We start from the raw sequence: 21,188 nt of genomic DNA on the forward strand, positions 1-21,188 counted from the left end.
CGCTAATCTTGAGCGATCCGACCCAGGGAGTTGTACATGTTCGAATCCGCTGAAATCGGCCACACCATCGACGACGACACCTACCACGCCGCAGTGCCCGCCTTGCGCGAGGCATTGCTGGAAGCCCAATATGAACTGCACGAGCAGGGCAAGCGCCAGATCATCGTGCTGATCAATGGCATCGAGGGCGCGGGCAAGGGCGAAACCGTCAAGCTGCTCAACGACTGGATGGACCCGCGCTTCATCGAAGTGCGCACTTTCGACCAGCAGACCGACGAGGAACTGGCCCACCCGCCGGCCTGGCGCTACTGGCGCCAGCTGCCGCCCAAGGGGCGGATCGGGATCTTCTTTGGCAACTGGTACAGCCAGATGATTCAGGGGCGCGTGCACAAGCGCTTCAAGGACCCGGTGCTGGATCAGGCGATCAATGGTGCCGAGCGTCTGGAGAAAATGCTGGTCGACGAAGGCGCAGTGATCTTCAAGTTCTGGTTCCACCTGTCCAAGCGGCAGATGCGCAAGCGCCTCAAGACCCTCAAGGACGACCCCCTGCACAGTTGGCGCATCAGCCCGCTGGACTGGCAGCAGTCCAAGACCTACGACAAGTTCGTGCGCTTCGGCGAGCGGGTGCTGCGCCGCACCAGCCGCGACTATGCGCCCTGGCATGTGATCGAAGGCGTGGACCCCCATTACCGTAGCCTGACCGTCGGGCGGCTACTGCTGGAAGGTCTGCAGAATGCGCTCAAGACCCCGGAAGGCAACACCAACCTGGTCAACCTCGGGCCGTTGCCCAGCAACACCGACGAGTTGAGCCTGCTGGACAATCTGGACATGACCCTGGCGCTGGAAAAGGACGACTATGAACAGCAGTTGATCGCTGAACAGGCTCGGCTGTCCGGGCTGATGCGTGACAAGCGCATGCGCAGGCATTCGTTGGTCGCGGTGTTCGAAGGTAACGATGCGGCAGGCAAGGGTGGGGCGATCAAGCGGCTGGCCGGGGCGCTCGATCCGCGTCAGTACCACATCGTGCCGATTGCCGCGCCCAGCGAGGATGAGCGGGCGCAGCCTTATCTGTGGCGCTTCTGGCGGCAGATTCCGGCGCGGGGCAAGTTCACGGTGTTTGACCGGTCCTGGTATGGACGGGTGCTGGTGGAGCGGGTCGAGGGGTTCTGTTCCGAGGCCGACTGGCTGCGGGCCTACAGTGAAATCAACGACTTCGAAGAGCAGTTGACTGACGCCGGTATCGTGGTGGTCAAGTTCTGGCTGGCCATTGATGACAAGACTCAGCTGGAGCGATTCAAGGCACGGGAGAAGATCCCCTTCAAGCGTCACAAGATTACCGAAGATGACTGGCGCAACCGCAGTAAGTGGCCGCAGTACCGCGAAGCGGTGGGTGACATGGTGGACCGCACCAGCACCGAAATCGCCCCCTGGACCTTGGTGGAAGCCAATGACAAACGCTGGGCAAGGGTCAAGGTGCTGCGCACGATCAATGAGGCACTGGAGGCGGCGTTCAAGAAGGCTGACAAGAAATAATGATCCTCCTGACGCTCCGTGTCTTCTTGCGCCTGCTCCCGTAGCAGCACGGCTTGCCGGCGGGAGCGATCTCAAGTCCGCCCCCGCCGGCAAGCCGTGCTGCTACGGGACTGGGTTCGCATCTGTAGGAGCGCGCTTGCCCGCCACGGCGGTGGTGCGTCCTGCACATCTTCATCGGATGTACCGACCATTCGCGGGCAAGCGCGCTCCTACGGGTTCCGGGGATGCCGGAAATAGGGATTCACAGCAACCCTGTAGGAGTGAGCTTGCTCGCGATGACGGTGGTGCATCCGGCACATCTTCATCGGATGTACCGGCCTTATCGCGAGCAAGCTCACTCCTACAGGTCCTGCGATGCCACGCGACGCGCATCATTGTAGGAGCGCGCTTGCCCGCGACGGCGGTGGTGCGTCCGGCACATCTCCATCGGATGTACCGGCCTCATCGCGAGCAAGCTCACTCCTACAGGTCCTGCGATGCCACGTGACGCGCATCATTGTAGGAGCGCGCTTGCCCGCGACGGCGGTGGTGCATCCGGCACATCTCCATCGAATGTACCGGCCATTCGCGGGCAAGCTCACTCCTGCGGGTCCGATGATCCTAGCGTTCGCGCAACGCTTCGGTCCGGGCCTTGAGCACGGGTTTGAGCAGGTAATCCATCACGCTTTTCTCGCCGGTGATGATGTCCACGGTGGCGACCATGCCGGGGATGATCAGCAGCGGCTTTTCATCACTGCCCAGATGGTTGCGGTCGGTGCGGACCTGGATCAGGTAGAAGGTGTTGCCCTTGTCGTCGGTGGTGGTGTCGGCGCCGATGAGTTCCAGCTTCGCCGGCAGACCGCCATAGATGGTGTAGTCATAGGCGCTGAACTTGACCATGGCTTTCTGGCCCGGATGCAGGAAGGCCACATCTTGCGGCCGGACCTTGGCTTCGATCAGCAGATTGTCTTCCAGCGGGACGATTTCCACCATGTCGCTGCCCGGCTGAACCACGCCGCCGATGGTATTGACCTTCAGCGTCTTGACGATCCCCTTGACCGGCGAGGTCACCGTGGTACGCGTCACGCGGTCGTCGATGGCGATGCTGGTGGCGCTGGCTTTTGCCAGGTCTGCACGCTTGTCGTTCAAATCCTTGGTGGCATCGGAGCGGAAGCTGTCCAGGGATTCCTGGATCTTGCTCTTGATCTCGTTGATCGCCGCTTCCGCCCTCGGAATCGCCAATGACGTCGCGTCCATCTGCCCGCGCGCCTCGGACGCCTTGCCCTTGAGCCGGATGATTTCCACCGGCGACACCGCACCGCTGTTGACCAGCGGCGCCGACATGCTCAGCTCCTGCTGAATGAAACCCAGTTGGTTGCGGTACTGATCCTGCTTGGAGCGAAACTCGGCGACTTCCTGGGTTTTCTGCCGCAGTTGTTCCTGCAAGGTGCGCTGCTCACTGGCCAGGCGACGCTGGCGCGAGTCGTACAGCGACTGCTCATCGGCGGCCACCTGCGGCGCCTTGGCCAGCACCTCGGCGGACGGCTTGAACGGTCGGCCTTCGGACTCGGCAGACAGCCTGTCGACCTGGGCCATCAGCGTGTATTTGTCGACCTCGCTCTCGCCCTTGTTCGACAGGAATCGCGTGTCGTCCAGGCGCAGCAGGGTGTCGCCCTTGTTCACGATCTGCCCTTCACGCACGAAGATTTCAGTGACGATGCCGCCTTCCAGGTTCTGGATCACCTGGACCTTGCTCGACGGAATCGCCTTGCCTTCGCCCATGGTGACTTCCTGCAGCACGGCGAATTTGGCCCACACCAGGGCGCTGACGATCAGCGCAGCGGCGATCCACACCGTGATCCGCGAACCCCGTGACGAGTCCTGCGCGGCGACGCCGGCGACTTCCGGCATGAACTCGGTATCGACCTGGCGGCCCGGATGAAAATAGCTTTGAGCGGATGACATGATGAACGCTCCTTAAACCGTGGCCGGGCCGACACGGCCCTTGCGCAGTGCCTCGACGACAAGCTCCTTCGGACCATCGGCGACCACCTTGCCGTTGTCCAGCACCACCAGCCGCTCGACCAGGCTGAGCATCGACATGCGATGGGTGACCAGCAGCAGGGTCTTGCCTTGCATCAGGCCCAGCAGTTTCTGGCGCAGCAGGTCTTCGCTGCTGTTGTCCATGTGGCTGGTGGGTTCGTCCAGCAGCATGATCGGTGGATCGAGCAGCAGCGCCCGGGCCAGCAGCACCGCCTGGCGCTGGCCACCGGAGAGCAGTTGCCCGCGCTCGCCCACCGGCCGGTCGAAGCCCAGCGGGTGATTGCGCGCAAGCTCGGTGACGCCGGTCAACTCGGCGACTTCCAGCATGCGAGCGTCGGTGACGTAGCGTGCGCCCAGGGTCAGGTTGTCGCGCAGACTGCCCGCCAGCAACGGCAGGTCATGGGCGACGTAGCCCACTTGCTGGCGCAGGTCGGCGACATCCACCTGACGCAGGTCCAGACCGTCGAGCAACAGCTGCCCATCGTCGGGTGTATAGAAGCCCATCATCAAACGCGCCAAGGTGCTTTTGCCCGAACCGCTGCGACCGATGATGCCGATCCGCTCGCCGGGTTTGACGCAGATACTGACCTCGTTCAGCGCCGCCGCAGTGCCGCTGCCGCCATAGGCGAAGGTGGCCTTGACCACGTCGATGGCGCCCTTGAGCTGGGTGTGCTGCAGCGGGTGCTTGCCGGGCTCGCGTTCCTGGGGCAGGGCCATGAGCGCGTCGGTGCTTTTCATGGTGACCTGCGCCTGCTGATAGCGCGTGATGAGCCCGGCGATCTGCCCCAGCGGGGCGAGCACGCGGCTGCCGAGCATGTAGCTGGCCACCAGCGCGCCGACGCTCAGGTTGCCGGCGATGATGATGTAGACCCCGGCGACGATGGTCGCCATGCCTGAAAACTGCTGGATGAACAGCGTGCCGTTGCTGGCCAGGGCCGAGAGATCGCGGGCGTGGCTGTCCAGGCGGGTCAGGGCGCCGTGGGTCGATTCCCATTTGTGCTGGCGCTCGCTTTCGGCGCCGCAGGCCTTGAGGGTTTCCAGCCCGCCCAGGGTTTCCACCAGCAACGCCTGGCGTTCTGCGCCCAGCGCCAGGCTGCGCTCGACGGTGTCGCGCAGGCGCATCTGGATGATCCAGGCGAAGAGGATGGTCACCGGGAAGGCCACCAGAGGAATCACCACCAGCCAGCCACCGAGCAGGCCGATCACCGCCAGCATCAACACGGCGAAGGGCAGGTCGATGATGCTGGTCAGGGTCACGGCGGTGAGAAATTCCCGCAGCCCCTGGAAGTCATGAATGCTCTGGGCGAAGCCGCCGATGGAGGCCGGACGGGCCTTCATCGACATGCCGGTGATGCGTTCGAACAGGGTCGCGGAGAGGATCACGTCGGTCTTCTTGCCGGCCTGATCCAGCAGGTGCGCGCGCACCAGGCGCAGTGTCAGCTCGAAACCGGTGCCGATCAGCAGCCCGATGGCCAGTACCCACAGCGTCGAGGTGGCCTGGTTGGGCACCACGCGGTCGTAGGTCTGCATCACGAACAGCGGCACCATCAGCCCCAGCAGGTTGATCATCAGGCTTGCCAGGATCGCGTCGCTGTACAGCCAGCGCGACAGCTTGAGGGTGTCGCGAAACCACGCGTTTACCCGCGGCACCAGCGGCGTGCGCAGGTTTTCCAGTTCGTGGCGGGGGCGGGCGAACAGCGCCTGACCGGTGTAGAGCGCGTCCAGTTCTTCTCGGGTGACGCGCTGTTCGCCGCCGTCGGCTTCGCTTGGGAGGATCAGCGCGCGGCCGTCTTCTTCCCAGCGCAGCAACACCGCGCAACGGTTGCCCTTGAGCAACAGCAGGACGGGCAGGTTGAGGCGGTCGATGGCGTCGAGCTTGCGGCGCAGGACGCGGCCCTGAAGCCCTGCGCGGGCAGCGGCGCGGGGCAGAAGATCGACGGTCAGTGCCTGCTGTGCCAGCGGCAGGCCAGCGCTGAGGCTGGTGCGGCTGGCGTTGCAGTCGTGAAGCCGGCACAGGATGAGCAGGCCATCGAGCAGCGGGTCGTCGAAATTCGAACGTGGGTCGAACGGTTGCGATGGTTCTATGTGGGGCAGTTCCATGCTGGTCACAGACTTCTCCCGCGCTCACGCGCTACTACGTTACTTCAAGTCGGGCGGCTTCAAGTCGGTCTACTTCAGGTTGATCTATTTCAGGTCCGGCAGCCTCGCATCGCTCTTGACCTCGGTCAGGGCGACTGCGGCAGTCGGCAAGACGACACGCGCCTTGTTCAGCAGCTCGCCCTCGGTGGCCAGCACGCGGTACATCGAATACTCCTCGGTGTAGCGCAGCTCGGTGTAGCGGCGGGCGGCGTTGTAGAGCTCGTTTTCGCTGTCCAGAAGGTCGAGCAGGGTGCGCTGGCCCAGGCCGAACTGGTCCTGATACGCGGCGCGAACCTTGGTCGTGGTTTCGGCGTATTCCCGGGCGATCGGGGTCTGGGTGCGGGCGTTGTTCATGGCATTCCAGGCCAGCGACAGGTTCTCGTTGAGCATGCGCAGCGCGTTGTTGCGGATGTCCATGGCCTGGCCGGTCTTGTAAGCGTTGGAGTTCAGGCGCGCCTTGTCACGATTGCCGTTGAACAGGTTGTAGTTCATCACCACTGCCGCTCGCCATTCGTTGTCGTGGCCTTCTTCGCCGGCGATGTTGTTGTTCGCGCCGACGGCCAGTTCACCGTCGAAGCGCGGATAGAACGGCGACTTGGCGATCTCGTACTGCTTCTCGGCGGCATTGATGTCGGCCTGGGCCGACTTCAGGAAGGAGTTGTTCACCAGCATGCTCTGCTTGGCGTCGTTGAGGCTGGTGGGTACTTCGCCCTTGATCGAGGGCGGCGCTTCCAGTTCGTCGGGCATCCTGCCCACGGCGCTGAAGAAGTTGGCCTCGGCGTCTGCCAGGTCGACCTGGGCGGTGTAGAAATTGTTCTCGGCCAGGGCGCGACGGGCCTTCGACTGATCGCTGTCGGCGTTGCTGCCGATGCCGCGGTTGGTGCGCAGGCCGATCTGGTCGTTGATGCGCAGGTGCGCCTGCAGGTTGTTCTTGGCCAGGTCCAGCAGCTCGCGGCGCTTGAGCACTTCCAGGTACACCTCGATGGCGCGCAGCGCGAGGTCTTCCGATGTGCCGCGCAGGTAGTACGCGCGAGAGTTGACCACCGCCTGGGTGCGGCCGACTTCGTTCTTGGTGTTGAAACCGTCGAACAGCATCTGGCGCAGGCGAAGTTCGGACTGGGTGTAGTTCAGGGTTTCTTCGTTGTGATTGCCGAACGCCCGGGTGGTGGGGCTGTCGGTGTGCTCACGGCCATAGGCGGCCACCAGGTCGACGCTGGGCAGGTAACCGCCCTTGGCGATCTTGACGTCCTCATCGGCAGACAATCGGTTGTTCACGTTCGAGTGAATTTCCGGGTGATTGTCGATGGTGGTCTGAATCGCCTGATTCAGTGACATGCCGTGCGCCTGGGCGCAGGCGACCGCCAACACAACTGCACTGTAAAGCGGGGTCAAGTCGCGCATGAGCTTCTCCGTGATTTTGTTGTCGTGCCGAGTTCGCCAAAAAACCGACGATTCCTTCGGTAAAGACCGTATCAGGTTTGTAACATCAGAGCTAAACACAAGTTTGCAAAAAGCTCAGACGTTTTTTTCATAACCCTTATTCCAAAAAAAACTTATGCCATTTGCCTGTTTCAAGCGATGGTTGCTTGCAGGGAAATGCCTGTAAACAAGGTTTTACAAGCATCTTACGATTGTTATGGGAGTTTCAGCGGAAATTTGACGGCGTTCGATCAAGTGGTTTTTCGAGCAAAAAACTTGAAAAAATTCAGCGACATAAATTTGTCGTTTGATGCTGGCTCCAAGCCATTTATGTACGCCGTTCGAACAGTTCTTGTTGGATTCGTAACATTTTCTGATCCGGTATGCGTAGCTAGGGAGTGGATATGGCCAGGTTGATCGGTACGGTGAAACAGGTAGTCGGGGACGTTTTTGCGGTGGCCAGCAACGGCACCAAGCGTCTGGTGATCGAAGGCGACAGGGTCTACGCCGGCGAATCGCTGGAAACCGGACCAACGGGCGCGGTGGATGTGAGGCTGGCCAAGGGCGGTGAGCTGACCCTGGGCCGGGACAGCAGCATGGCGCTGACGCCGGAGATCCTCGCCAATCACGCCACGCCTATCGTCACCCCCGATGCCGTGGCGCCGAGCCAGCAGCAACTGGCCGACGTGCAGCAGGTGCAGAAGGCAATCGCGGCGGGCGCCGACCCGAGCAAAGTCACCGACGCCCCGGCTGCCGGCAATGCCAACCCCGGCGGCTCGCCCACTGCGCTGGGCGGCGGGCATACCTTCGTGCTGCTGACCGAAACCGCAGGGCATGTGGATCCGGTGATCGGCTTTCCGACGGCCGGTCTGAATTCCGCCTTCATCATCCCCGAGCCTGAAGTGGGCCTGCTGGTCAACGGCTCCGACAACGGCAATCCGCCGCCCGTCATCACGCCGCCTCCCGTTGAACCACCGCCAGTCGAGCCTCCGCCGGTCGAGCCGCCACCTCCCGTCATCGACAACGGCGTGACGCTGGGCAGCAGCGATGTGACCCTCAATGAAGCCAATTTCGAAAACGGCAGCGCGCCCAACAGTGCCGCGCTGACCCAGACCGGCACCCTCAAGGTCACTGCCGCCGACGGCCTGCAGACCCTGAGCATTGGCGGCATCAACGTGGTGACCAATGGCGTGGCGATCACCGAGCCGCAGTCGATCACCCTGCCATCGGGCAACACGCTGACGATTCTGGGATACAACCCGGCCACCGGCGAAGTGACCTACAGCTATACCCTCAATGGCCCGGAAACCCACAACCAGGGCGACGGCACCATCAACAACGAACAGATCCCCGTGCATGCGGTGGACAGCGATGGCGATGTGGCCGACGGCAGCATCAACGTGCATGTGCTCGATGACGTGCCCCACGCCAACCCGGATATCGGCTACGTGCTGGAAGGCGGGGAGACCAGCGGCAACATCCTGGCCAACGACACGGCCGGTGCCGACGGTCCAGGTGCGGGCGGGCTGATCATCGGTGTGCGTGCCGGAGGCGATACCTCGACGCCAGTGACCACCGGGGTAGGCACCATCATTCAAGGCCTGTACGGTTCGTTGATCGTCGATGCCAACGGTAACGCTTCATATGTCGCGAACCCCAACAGCGGCGCGACCGGCGATCACCAGGATGTGTTCACCTACACCATCCGCGACGCCGACGGCGATACCAGCACCACCACGGTTACGGTAAATGTGTTCCACAACGATGGCGTGACCATCGGTGGCAGCGATTGCACCCTCAATGAAGCCAACCTGCCAGATGGCAGCGACCCGAACGCGGCAGCCCTGACCCAGACCGGCACCGTGAAGATCACTGCGCCGGACGGGCTGCAAACCCTGACCATTGGCGGTATCAACGTGATCGAGAACGGTGTGGCGATCACCCAGCCGCAATCGACCACCTTGCCGTCGGGCAGCACCTTTACCGTGCTGAGCTACAACCCGACCACCGGTGAAGTGACCTACAGCTACACCCTGAACGGCGCAGAAAACCACAATCAGGGCAACGGCACCGTCAACAACGAACAGATTGCCGTGCACGCCGTGGACAGCAACGGCGACGTGGGCGACGGCAACATCAATGTGCACGTCACCGATGACGTGCCCCATGCCAATCCGGACATCGGCTACGTGCTGGAAGGCGGGGAGACCAGCGGCAACATCCTGGCCAACGACACGGCCGGTGCCGATGGCCCCGGTGCGGGCGGGCTGATTATCGGGATACGTGCGGGCGCTGATACCTCCACTCCGGTCACCACCGGCGTCGGCACGGTGATTCAAGGCCTGTACGGTTCGTTGATCGTCGATGCCAACGGCCAGGCGTCCTATGTCGCCAACCCGAACAATGGCGCGACCGGCGACCATCAGGACGTGTTCACCTACACCATCCGCGATGCCGACGGCGACACCAGCACCACCACGGTTACGGTCAATGTCTTCCACAATGACGGCGTGATCATCGGCGGCAGCGATTGCACCCTCAATGAAGCCAACCTGCCAGACGGCAGCGACCCGAACGCTGCAGCGCTGACCCAGACCGGCACGGTGAAAATCACCTCGACCGACAGTCTGCAAACCCTGACCATCGGCGGCATCAACGTGATCGAGAACGGCGTGGCGATCACCCAGCCGCAATCGACCACCTTGCCATCGGGCAGCACTTTTACTGTGCTGAGCTACAACCCGACCACCGGTGAAGTGACCTACAGCTACACCCTGAACGGCGCGGAAAACCACAACCAGGGCAACGGCACCGTCAACAACGAACAGATTGCCGTGCACGCCGTGGACCGGATCGGTGACGTGGCTGACGGCAACATCAATGTGCACGTCACCGACGATGTGCCCCATGCCAACCCTGATATCGGCTACGTGCTGGAAGGCGGCGAGACCAGCGGCAATATCCTCGCCAACGACACCGCCGGTGCCGATGGTCCGGGTGCGGGCGGTCTGATCATCGGTGTGCGCGCAGGCGCCGATACCACCACGCCAGTGACCACCGGTGTGGGGACTGTCATCGCGGGCCTCTACGGCAGCCTGATCGTGGATGCCAACGGCCAGGCGTCCTACGTCGCCAACCCCAACAATGGCGCCAGCGGCGATCACCAGGATGTATTCACCTACACCATCCGCGACGCGGACGGCGACACCAGCACCACCACGGTCACGGTCAATGTGTTCCACAATGCCGGGGTGACCATCGGCGGCAGCGATTGCACCGTCGACGAAGCCAACCTGCCCGGCGGCTCGAACCCGAACCACGACGCCCTGACCCAGACGGGCACCGTCCACATCGGTGCGCCCGATGGCCTGCAGACCCTGAACATCGGCGGCGTCAACGTGATCGAGAACGGCGTACCGATCACCTCGCCACAATCGACCACCCTGCCATCGGGCAGCACCTTCACGGTAGTGAGCTACAACCCGACTACCGGCGAAGTGACCTACACCTACACCCTGAACGGCGCAGAAAACCACGATCAGGGCAACGGCACCGTCAACAACGAGCAGATCCCCGTGCACGCCGTGGACAGCAACGGCGACGTGGCGGACGGCAATATCAACGTGCACGTCAACGATGACGTTCCCCACGCCAACCCGGACATCGGCTACGTGCTCGAAGGCGGCGAGACCAGCGGCAATATCCTGGCCAACGACACCGCCGGTGCCGATGGTCCTGGCGCAGGCGGGCTGATCGTCGGCGTGCGCGCAGGCAACGATACTTCCACCCCAGTGACCGGTGGCGTGGGCACGATCATCCAGGGCGCGTATGGCACCTTGATCGTCGATGCCAATGGCCAGGCGTCCTACGTGGCCAACGACAACAACGGCAGTGTCACCGGTGATCATCAGGACGTGTTCACCTACACCATCCGCGACGCGGACGGCGACACCAGCACCACCACAGTCACGGTCAACGTGTTCCACAACGTCACGAGCTGCCCTCCGGTGGCGTGCGACGACCACGATGTCACCGTCAAGGAAAGCGCGCTGGACACCCACAAGGACGGCAAGGATCTGGCTCCGGGCAATGTCACCGGCAGCCACCCAGGGTCCACCGCCGAAACCGGGACCGGCACCGTGGCCGACTCGGTGCACGGTGGCAATGGCGCGCTGACCTACAGCCTTGGCGGCGCGCAGAACGGCACCGCCCAAGGCCAGTACGGCGTGCTGCACCTGAACGCCGACGGCAGCTACACCTATACCCTGACCTCTGCGCCGAAAACCACGCCGCCGGCCAACGATGGGCCGAACATCACCCATGACACCTTCACCTACACGGTGACCGACTCCCAGGGGCACAGTTCGAGCGCGCAGATCGTCGTCAACATTGTCGACGACCAGCCCAAGGCGGCGTGCATCGACAAGACGGTGACCAGTGAAGGGGTCAACACCAACCTGATGCTGATCGTCGACAACTCGGCGAGCATGAACGAGGCGTCAGGGGTGAACGGGCTGAGTCGCCTGGGCCTTGAGAAACAGGCCATCATCGAGCTGCTGAACAAGTACGAAGCGCTGGGCGACGTGCGCGTGCAACTGGTGACCTTCAACAGCCAGGCGAACATCGGCAGCAACGAGTGGGTGGACGTCGCCACGGCCAAGGCCATGGTCAACGCGCTGACCGCAGGCAACGGCACCAACTATGACGCTGCCCTCGCCGCAGCACAGCAGGCGTTCGTCGAGAAGGGCGCGATTGCCGGCGGGCAGAACCTTGCGTACTTCTTCTCAGACGGCAACCCGACCACTTCGCCGCAGCACTCCGATCCTGACCGCGTGCCCAATCCGGCGCGCGGCGATGGCATCGACGCGAACGAGGAGCATGCCTGGACCACCTTCCTCGACAGCCACCACATCAATGCCTTTGCCATCGGCGTGGGCACCGATGTCAGCAGCACCTATCTGAACCCTGTCGCGTGGAACGGCGCCACCGGCAGCAACAGCAACGCGGTGATCGTCACCGACCTTGGGCAACTCAACGTGGTGCTCAGCGGCACGGTACAGGGCGGGGTGCATGGCAGCCTGCTGGAAGGCGGCACGTTCGGCGCCGATCAGGGCTTCATCAAGTCGGTCAGCCTGGACGGGACCACCTACACCTTCGATCCGAAGGCTGCCAACCAGCAGGGTTCGGTCACTGCCAGCGGCGGCGACAACCACGGTGCGTTCAACGCCCAGACCCACACCCTGACGGTCACCGGCGAGCACGGCACGCTGGTGGTCAACATGAGCACCGGTGAATACAGCTTTACGCCAGCCATCGGAGTGACCCAGCCGGTCACCGAGAACATTCATTATGTGCTCAGCGATAACGACGGCGACCTGGCCTCGGCCAACCTGAATGTGCATGTGGTGCCGCCACCTGTGTACGAGGCGCCGATGGCGGTGGCCGACAACGTCATCACCAACCTGGGCGGGTCGAGCATCGTCATTCCGGGCGCTGCTCTGGCGGCCAACGATGTGCCGGGTAACGGCGGCGCGCTGACAGCGTCCCCGACCACCTTCAACACCGGCTGGACCACCAAGGGCGCCGACTTCAGCGCAGGTTCGCTGAAGACCATCCAGTTTACCGGCACCCAGAACAAAGACAGCAACCAGTTGAAGAACCTGGAACGCAGCGACTTCTTCAACACCACCGCGACCACGGCATTGCTGGTCATCAGCGGTTATCTGGGGGCGGTCAACGGTGCGCCGTCCAATGCGCAGGACCTGTACAGCGTTCATCTGAAAGCGGGCGAAACCGTCACCGTCGATCACAACCTGACCAACGATGTGTTGGGCATGGCCTGGAAATTCGAAGACGGCGCCTATCACGGCATCAACGACGGCGGCACCTTTACCGCCACGCAGGATGGCGTGTACCGGCTGATCGTGGTCAACGAGGCCGATCACGGGGTCAAGGAGCATTACAACCTGAGCCTGTCGATCGACTACTCGGCGGTCAACACCACGCCTGACGTGCACAGCACCTACACCGTGACGGACCCGCACGGCGGCAGCAGCACGGCGGCGGTGAATATCGCCCATCAGGACGGCCATGTGGTGCTCGGCACGACAGGCGACGATGTGCTGGTCGGTGCGGCAGACAGCCATCTGCACGGCGGCGACGGCAACGATGTGCTGGTGGCAGGCCCGGGCAACAACGAGCTGTACGGCGACAACGGCAATGACATGCTCTTCAGCGGGCCGGGCAATGACCTGCTCGACGGCGGCGCTGGCAACAACACCGCCAACTACTCGCTGGCCACTGCAGGGGTGACCGTGAGCACCGCGGAACTGGGGCCGCAGCACACGGGCGGGGCAGGGATCGACACGCTGGTGAATATCCAGAACCTGATCGGTTCGAACTACAACGATCACCTGACCGGGGATTCGGGGAACAACGTCCTCAACGGCGGGCTGGGCAACGATGTGCTCAATGGCGGCGCCGGTGACGATATCCTTATCGGCGGGCCAGGCAACAACACGCTCACGGGCGGGCCGGGGCATGACACTTTCCTCTATCAGGCAGGCAATACCGGGCATGACACCATCACCGACTTCAACTTCGGCATCGACAAGCTCGACCTGTCGCAGCTGTTGCAAGGTGAGCATGGGGACGCGAATTCGCTGGAGAATTTCCTTCACTTCAGTGTGAGCGGGAGCGGCGCGTCGCTGGTTTCGAGTATTGACGTGAGCAGTGTGGCGGGCGGAGCAGCCACTCAAACCATCGATCTGGCCGGGGTCAACCTTGCCCAGCACTACGGTGTGTCCCCTGGGGCCGGCGGAGTGGTGGCGAGTGGGCACGACACGGCGTCGATCATCAACGGGATGTTGGGGGATCATTCGTTGAAGGTCGATACGGTTTGATTGGGAGGCTTGCGGTGTGCCTGGAACACCGCACCAGTTTTTTGTGGTTGGTGTGGGTGATTGGTGAAAGATGATCGTTCCCACGCTCTGCGTGGTAACGCTCTGAACGACGCTCCGCGTCGGCGGGTGACGCTGTAATTGTGTGTATATCCGTTGTCGCGGTGGCTGGACGATAGGGTTTCGCCCCTTACGGGCGACCTACTTTCCTTACGGGGAAAGTAGGCAAAGCCATTGCGACAGGCTGGGGTCCTTCGGACTTCCCTCGCTCCGGCGCCGTTCCGGGGGCACGCCGTGATGGGCCGTCCCTGGCCCGCACGGCTTTCGCGGCGTCCTGCCGCTCATCCCCCTCCACGACACCTGCGCTCGGCCTGGCGCCTTGACGTCGCATTCCGCGGCGCCTGCACCATCGCGCACCAAGATCAAGATCAAAAGCTTTGGTTGTACACCGCCCCGTAGCAGCACGGCTTGCCGGCGGGGGCGTCCTTGAAATCGCCCCCGCCGGCAAGCCGTGCTGCTACGGATGTCGGGTATGGTGAGAAAATGGGATTCACCCCAATCCTGTAGGAGCGCGCTTGCCCGCGACGGCTGCCTGGAGATCAGCCCGCCGGCAAGCCGTGCTGCTACGGTCGGTGTTGTGTTTCAGGGGATTTTGCTTTTACCCGTATCAGCGCTTCAACGTGGGCTGGCGCAAGATGTAAACCGTCACGCCCGCTGCGCAGATCAGCATGAACCCGCGGGCCCACACCAGCGGCACCAGCCAGCAGGAAAACCCGATGCTGATCCACATCAGCCCGATGGCGTATACCTTGCCCTTGAGGGGAATGCCTTCACCGTCCAGGTACCCGCGAATCCACGGGCCAAGCCTGGGATGCTCGACCAGCCAGTGATAGAAACGCGGTGAACTGCGGGCAAAACAGGCGGCGGCCAGCAGCAGAAAAGGCGTGGTCGGCAATACCGGAAGAAAAATCCCGATCACCCCCAGCGCCACACTCAGCCAGCCGATGCCCTGCAACAGATAGCGCACGAGCCGCGAACGACTCGTACGTGGAGAGGAGTTACCTGAACCGCCGTGCGCCATAGGCGCCCACTCAGTGGTGGCGCGGCTTGAGGATGGCCGGTTTTTCGTCCGGCGCGTGCAGCAGCAGGAACAGCGCGGACAGCGCTTCCGGGATCTGCACGATCATGTCGTCCATCAGATTCGCATCGGCTGCGATGTCCGAGAACTCGGGCTGCTCGTCGAACAGACCGGAACCGACCATGATCGGCAGCAGCATTTCGCTGACTTCTTCCTCGTCATTCTCGAACCATACCGCTTCACGCAGGAACACACCTTCCATGAAGCCGATGCACCAGCCGCGCAGTTCCGAGTCATCCGGGTCCTCGCCCAGGTCCAGGTCGCATGGCAGTTCGAACTCTTCGTCCGAGGCCAGTTGACGCGCGATGTGCGCCTTGAGCAGCACCAGGGTGGATTCGATTTCCTCGCGCTGGGCCGCGTCGTTGTAGTGCGGCGGCTCGGCGAACAGGGCGTCGATCCACTCGCGGTCCGGCACCACTTCAGAGCAGATCGACAGCGCGGTCAGGTAGCCGTGGGCGGCTACATAGTCCAGCGCTTCGTCATGCAGCTCGTCGGCGTCGAGGAAGGCTTGCAGGCGGTGTAATTGCTCAGCGAAGGACATTGAAGGACTACCTTGGAAATAAACGATGCTGAATTCTAGGCCCTGAGGGCGCCAGATGCCAGCGAAGAGGGCCATCCAGGCCCGATTGCGATGAATTTCGACCGCTCGTGTCACGACTGTCCTATCTGTCCGGGCGCTCCGGTATACTGCCGCGCTTTGCGATTTTCACAGCGACTGTTCATCCGCTGTAGTGGCACCATCCGGGGTATCTATGCTCGACCAGGCTCAACGCGTACTTAAAGACATCTTCGGCTACGACAGCTTCCGTGGTCGCCAGGGTGCCATTATCGAGCGCGTTGCCAGCGGGGGCGATGCCCTGGTGCTGATGCCTACCGGCGGCGGCAAGTCCCTGTGTTTCCAGGTGCCGGGGCTGCTGCGCGATGGCCTGGCGGTGGTCGTGTCCCCGCTGATTGCGCTGATGGACGACCAGGTCGCGACCCTCGACGAACTGGGTGTCTCGGCCGCCGCGCTGAACTCCACGCTCAGCGCCGAGCAACAGCGTGACCTGGCCAACCGGATTCGCCTGGGCGAAGTGAAGATGCTGTATCTGGCGCCCGAGCGCCTGGTCCAGCCGCGTATGCTGGCGTTTCTGCAAAACCTCAAGATTGCCCTGTTCGCCATCGACGAAGCCCACTGCGTATCGCAATGGGGCCACGATTTCCGCCCTGAATACCTGCAACTGGGCCAGTTGGCCGAACTGTTTCCCGATGTGCCGCGCATCGCCCTGACGGCCACCGCCGACAAGCGCACACGCGAGGAAATCGTCACGCGCCTGCATTTGCAGAACGCCGAGCGTTTCCTGTCGAGCTTCGACCGCCCCAACATCTTCTACCGCATCGTGCCCAAGGAGCAGCCGCGCAAACAGTTGCTGGCGTTCCTGTCCGAGCGGCGCAGCGATGCGGGCATCGTCTACTGCCTGTCGCGCAAGAAAGTCGAGGAAACCGCCGCGTTCCTGAGCGACAACGGCTATCCGGCATTGCCGTACCACGCCGGTTTGCCCATCGAGACCCGTGCCAATAATCAGCGCCGCTTCCTCAACGAGGAAGGCCTGATCATGGTCGCCACCATTGCCTTCGGCATGGGCATCGACAAGCCCAACGTGCGGTTCGTCGCGCACATGGACCTGCCCAAGTCGCTGGAAGCCTATTACCAGGAAACCGGCCGGGCAGGGCGCGATGGTCTGCCTGCCGATGCCTGGATGGCCTACGGCCTGCAGGACGTGGTGATGCTCAAGCAGATGCTGCAGAACTCCGAAGGCGACGAGCGCCACAAGCGCGTCGAGCAGCACAAGCTCGATGCCATGCTGTCGCTGTGCGAAGAAACCCGTTGCCGGCGTCAGGCGCTGCTGGCCTATTTCGACGAAGACATGCCCAACCCCTGTGGGCATTGCGACAACTGCGTCGATGGCGTGCAGACCTGGGATGCCACCGAGGCCGCGCGCCAGGCGCTATCGGCCATCTATCGGACCGGCCAGCGTTACGGCGTCGGCCACCTGGTGGACGTGTTGCTGGGCAAGGAAAACGACAAGGTGCAGAGCTTCGGTCATCAGAAGCTGGCGGTGTTCGGCGTAGGCAAGGGGCGCAGTGAGGGCGAATGGCGCTCGCTGTTCCGCCAGTTGGTGGCCCGTGGTCTTGCCGATACCGATCTCGAAGGCTACGGCGGCCTGCGCCTGAGCGACACCTGCCGCCCCTTGTTGCGTGGCGAAGTCACCCTGCAACTGCGCCGCGACCTCAAACCCCAGACCACCCCCAAGGCGTCCGGCAGCCCGGCGAGCCAACTGGTGCGCGGCGAAGAGCGCGAGCAGTGGGAAGCGCTGCGGGCCTTGCGCCGCAAGCTGGCCGAAGAGCACGGCGTGCCGCCTTACGTCATCTTCCCCGACTCGACCCTGCTGGAAATGCTGCGCAGCCAGCCCGGCACCATGGCCGAGATGGGCCGGGTCAGCGGCGTCGGCGCGCGCAAGCTGGAGCGTTACGGCGAGGCCTTCCTGGAAGTGCTCGGCGGTGCGGCGCCTGCGCCTCGGGTGGTCACCGACCTGCGTCACGAACTCATCAGCCTGGCCCGCGCCGGCATGACGCCTGCGCAGATCGCCGGGCAATTGCAGTGCACGGAGAAGAACGTCTACACGATGCTGGCCGAAGCCATCGGCAAGCAGCAGTTGTCGCTGGAGCAGGCACTGGATCTGCCCGAAGAACTGCTGAGCGAAATCCAGGACGCCTTCCTCGACGGCGAAGGCGAACTGCCGCCAGTGGCCGCCATCGCCGAGATGTTCACCGGCCGGGTGCCGGAAGGCGTGCTGTATTGCGTGCGTGCGGCGCTGCAGTCTGAGTTCGAGGTGTAAGGGATAGCTTCGGCATTGCCCTCCAAGCTTCCCCGAACACGCGAATATCTCCGGACCTGTGGGAGCGGGCTTGCCCGCGAATGCGTAGGTTCAATCGCAACAGCGTTGCCTGACACGCCGTCTTCGCGGGCGAGCCCGCTCCCACAGGATCGGCGCCAGTTGCCGATACCACGCCAAACCCGCCGCATTCCGGTCTACCCCGGCGCTGTGCGACGAAACACCACACCCCGACACTTGCCTCGTCACAAGCTCCATGGTTAGCTGCCTATTAATTAGGATTAGCCTTTAACCATCGAGTTACCTATGCCGTTAACAGAAGAACATCGCTTTGGCATGCAGCTGGCCCATATGTCCCGGGGCTGGCGTGCCGAGCTGGACCGCCGTCTGGCCGATCTTGGGTTGTCCCAGGCCCGTTGGCTGGTCCTGCTTCATCTGGCGCGCTTCAAGACGCCGCCGACCCAGCGTGAGCTGGCGCAAAGCGTCGGTGTGGAAGGCCCGACCCTGGCCCGGCTGCTCGACAGTCTGGAGAATCAGGGCCTGGTCCGCCGTCAGGCGGTTGTCGAAGACCGTCGTGCGAAAAAGATCCTGCTCAGCGACACGGCTCGCCCTCTTATCGAAAAAATCGAGACCATCGCCACCGCCCTGCGGCATGAATTGTTCGTCGGTATAGATGAAGAAGACCTGCGCGTGGCCATGCGTGTGCACCAGACTATTCTCGACAATCTGGAAAAATCCTGACGTTGTGGCTCAATGCCTGCAATAAAACGTTGAACCTGTGGAAACATCCTGTTCTATTTGCAGCCATACTGGTTTGACCCCGACAGGGTGTTCGTACAACGCATTTGCAGGGAAGCCTGCCTCATAAGGGTTCGCATGCTGAAGAGTTTTCAGGCCGGTAGTCGGCGCGGGAGTTACCTTCCATTTCGCGTTCAGTCGGGTCTGCGCACAGGATTGCTGACATTGGCCGTGGCCTCGGCGTCCATGCTGCACACCTCCATGGCGGCAGCGTTGGGGCTGGGGGAGATGACCCTGCACTCGGCGCTGGGGCAGCCATTCAACGCGGATATCGAGCTGATCGAAGCAGCGGGGCTGAGCCCTGACGAAATCGTCGTGGCGCTTGCACCTGCCGACGCCTTCGCCAAGGCCGGCGTGGAGCGCGTGTTCTTTCTCAACGACCTGCGCTTCACTCCGGTGATCCGGGGCAATCGTGCCGTGGTCCATGTCGAGTCGCGCAAGGCGGTGACCGAGCCGTACATGGATTTTGTCGTGCGCCTGGTCCGCCCCAGCGGCGATCAACTGCGCGAATACACCGTGCTGCTCGACCCGCCCAACTCGCCAACCGGTCTTGCGGCCACCCGCAGCCGTGCCCAATCCCCAGCCGCCGGGCCCAGGAACGATGGCTCGCGGCTTCCCGTGGCGCCGCCCAAGGCCGTCCAGGGCAAGCATTACACCGTGGTCTCCGGTGACACCCTGGCCGGAATCGCCCGTCACGTGCAGGCACCCGGCAGCAAGGCCAGCCCCGCGGAGCTGATCAGCGGCATCCAGGCACTCAACCCGCAAGCCTTCCCCAATGGCGAGCGCAGCCAGTTGAAAGTCGGCCAGAGCCTCTTGCTTCCCGACAGCGCCCTGGAACCCAAGGCTGCAGCCGTGCCTGCCGGCGCTGCGACTGCACCGTCTGCACCTTCGAGTCCTGCCGCGCCAACTGCGGGCACGCCAAGCCCTGCCGAGCAACTGTCGGCCACTGCGCTGCAGAACCAGCAGCTCAGCAAGACCGTCGATGAGCTCAAGGATCAGGCGCAGAAGACCGCTGAAGACGAGGCGAGCAAGGACAAGCAGATCATCGAGCTGCAGACCCAACTGGCTGAAATGAAGGCGCTGGCTTCCCGGCCTGCTCCGGCGCCAGCCCCTGCCGCGCCCGTGCAGAAGACCGAGCCTGCGGCCATCGCCCCTGCGCCAATGCCCGCCCCTGCGCCGGTTCAGCCTGTGCAGGATGACGGTCTGCCATGGCCCATGATCCTGGCCGCCCTGCTGGTCCTGGCGTTGCTGCTGGCGCTGGCCTGGTCCGTTCGACGCAACCGCATCAAGAACCAGTTGGCCCTGCAGCCAGAGCCGGCCGAGCCGATCCTCAAGCCTGCCCAGGCAACCGTCACCCCGGTCTACGAAGTGCCGTCCGTGTCGCCGAGCGCCCCCAGCCCGGCGCCTGCTGCCAGCTCATCGGGCCAGCGCCTGGCAGGGGCTGCGACCGACGCCCTCGATGGCGCCAGCATCTACATCGCCTACGGCCGGTTTGCCGAGGCGCTGGCGATCCTGCGCGACGCTCTGGACAAGCAGCCGCAACGCACCGACGTACGCCTGCGTATTCTTGAGTTGCTGGGCGAGCAGGGCGATCTCGAAGGCTTCAACGCCGAGGAGAAAGTGCTGCTGGACCACGGCATCGAAGCCGAGAAACTCGCTGAAATCCGCAGCCGCTACCCAAAACTCAAGGTGGAACCTGCGCCCGCCGCCCCGGCCCCGGTGCAGCCACCGGTTGCCGCCGCAGTGGTGGCGGGGGCTGCGACCGTCGCCGCTGCGGCAGCCGCCAGCAGCACCCAGGCCAGCCAACTGGACGAGAACGCTGCGGCATCACTCAACCCGGCACCGGCCGACGACTTCCAGCTCAACCTGGACGACTTGTCGATGGACGCCGATTGGGACCTGGTCGACCCGTTCGAAAGCACCCCGGCCCCACGCAAGGCCGCGCCAGAAGCACCACCCGCGGTGGATCCGGCGTTCGCCTCGAACCTGACCGAGTTGCCGGAAGTCTTCGAGATGCCGGAAGAGCAATTCCTCAGTGACTTCGCTGAAGAAGAGGCCGCGCCGGAAGAAATCGAGATGACCTTCGACCTTCCCGATGAGCCTGAAAGCCACGTCGATTCCCTGGTCCAGAGCCAGAGCGACCAGCTCGACGACGCGTTCCTCGACAGCTTCATGACCGACGACACCGAGTTCGACCTCATGGACCTGGACGAAGAGCCCCTGAGCAAGATCAACGAAGCCCAGGTGTTGATCGACGACGGCAACATCGAAGAAGCCCGCCGCCTGTTGCAGGAAGTGATCGACGAATCCGACGACGGCCCGCAACAGACCGCTCGCGACCTGCTGGCAGGGCTGGGCTGAGCC

General features: G+C 63.2%; 10 protein-coding genes. 5 read left to right on the forward strand and 5 right to left on the reverse strand.

Annotated elements, in window-relative coordinates; all coding sequences use genetic code 11:
* Positions 1-36 precede the first annotated feature (36 nt).
* The gene (pap, locus tag ACIPOO_RS23040; RefSeq protein ID WP_400610054.1) at positions 37-1,533 is read left to right on the forward strand and encodes a polyphosphate:AMP phosphotransferase; all 1,497 of its coding nucleotides are present in this window, start codon (positions 37-39) and stop codon (positions 1,531-1,533) included.
* Between the two features lie 600 nt (positions 1,534-2,133).
* On the opposite strand, the gene ACIPOO_RS23045 is transcribed toward pap, so the two are convergent.
* From ACIPOO_RS23045 to ACIPOO_RS23055, 3 genes are all read right to left on the reverse strand, one after another.
* Positions 2,134-3,477, reverse strand: a complete 1,344-nt coding sequence (locus tag ACIPOO_RS23045; RefSeq protein ID WP_274136766.1) for an HlyD family type I secretion periplasmic adaptor subunit — start codon at positions 3,475-3,477, stop codon at positions 2,134-2,136.
* Between the two features lie 12 nt (positions 3,478-3,489).
* Positions 3,490-5,664 (reverse strand): type I secretion system permease/ATPase, encoded by a 2,175-nt coding sequence (locus ACIPOO_RS23050; RefSeq protein ID WP_400610056.1) that lies wholly within the window; start codon positions 5,662-5,664, stop codon positions 3,490-3,492.
* Between the two features lie 75 nt (positions 5,665-5,739).
* A complete protein-coding gene (locus ACIPOO_RS23055) occupies positions 5,740-7,095 on the reverse strand; it encodes a TolC family outer membrane protein (protein ID WP_274136767.1) in 1,356 nt (451 codons plus the stop codon).
* Between the two features lie 422 nt (positions 7,096-7,517).
* Between ACIPOO_RS23055 and ACIPOO_RS23060 the strand changes: the two genes are divergently transcribed.
* Positions 7,518-14,015 carry a retention module-containing protein gene (locus ACIPOO_RS23060; RefSeq protein ID WP_400610058.1) on the forward strand — a complete coding sequence of 2,166 codons (6,498 nt, stop codon included), beginning with the start codon at positions 7,518-7,520 and terminating at the stop codon, positions 14,013-14,015.
* 664 nt (positions 14,016-14,679) lie between these two features.
* Here the strand turns inward: ACIPOO_RS23060 and ACIPOO_RS23065 are convergent.
* Together ACIPOO_RS23065 and ACIPOO_RS23070 are read right to left on the reverse strand one after the other, a co-directional pair.
* Positions 14,680-15,093, reverse strand: coding sequence for a YbaN family protein (locus ACIPOO_RS23065; protein WP_400610060.1), 414 nt, complete (start codon positions 15,091-15,093; stop codon positions 14,680-14,682).
* Between the two features lie 10 nt (positions 15,094-15,103).
* Complete coding sequence (locus ACIPOO_RS23070; RefSeq protein ID WP_400610062.1) at positions 15,104-15,691, reverse strand: UPF0149 family protein; 588 nt, start codon at positions 15,689-15,691, stop codon at positions 15,104-15,106.
* A gap of 211 nt (positions 15,692-15,902) precedes the next feature.
* Here ACIPOO_RS23070 and recQ point away from each other — a divergent pair, with 211 nt between their 5' ends.
* The 3 genes from recQ (at position 15,903) to ACIPOO_RS23085 (ending at position 21,185) form a co-directional block, all read left to right on the forward strand.
* Positions 15,903-18,029, forward strand: a complete 2,127-nt coding sequence (gene recQ / locus ACIPOO_RS23075; protein ID WP_400610064.1) for a DNA helicase RecQ — start codon at positions 15,903-15,905, stop codon at positions 18,027-18,029.
* A gap of 303 nt (positions 18,030-18,332) precedes the next feature.
* Positions 18,333-18,767 carry a MarR family transcriptional regulator gene (locus ACIPOO_RS23080; RefSeq protein WP_274134468.1) on the forward strand — a complete coding sequence of 145 codons (435 nt, stop codon included), beginning with the start codon at positions 18,333-18,335 and terminating at the stop codon, positions 18,765-18,767.
* 228 nt (positions 18,768-18,995) lie between these two features.
* The gene (locus ACIPOO_RS23085; protein WP_400610138.1) at positions 18,996-21,185 is read left to right on the forward strand and encodes a FimV/HubP family polar landmark protein; all 2,190 of its coding nucleotides are present in this window, start codon (positions 18,996-18,998) and stop codon (positions 21,183-21,185) included.
* The last annotated feature ends 3 nt before the right edge of the window (positions 21,186-21,188 follow it).

It is taken from the genome of Pseudomonas sp. NPDC090201, from assembly GCF_044746825.1.
Taxonomy (GTDB): Bacteria; Pseudomonadota; Gammaproteobacteria; order Pseudomonadales; family Pseudomonadaceae; genus Aquipseudomonas; species Aquipseudomonas putida_AD.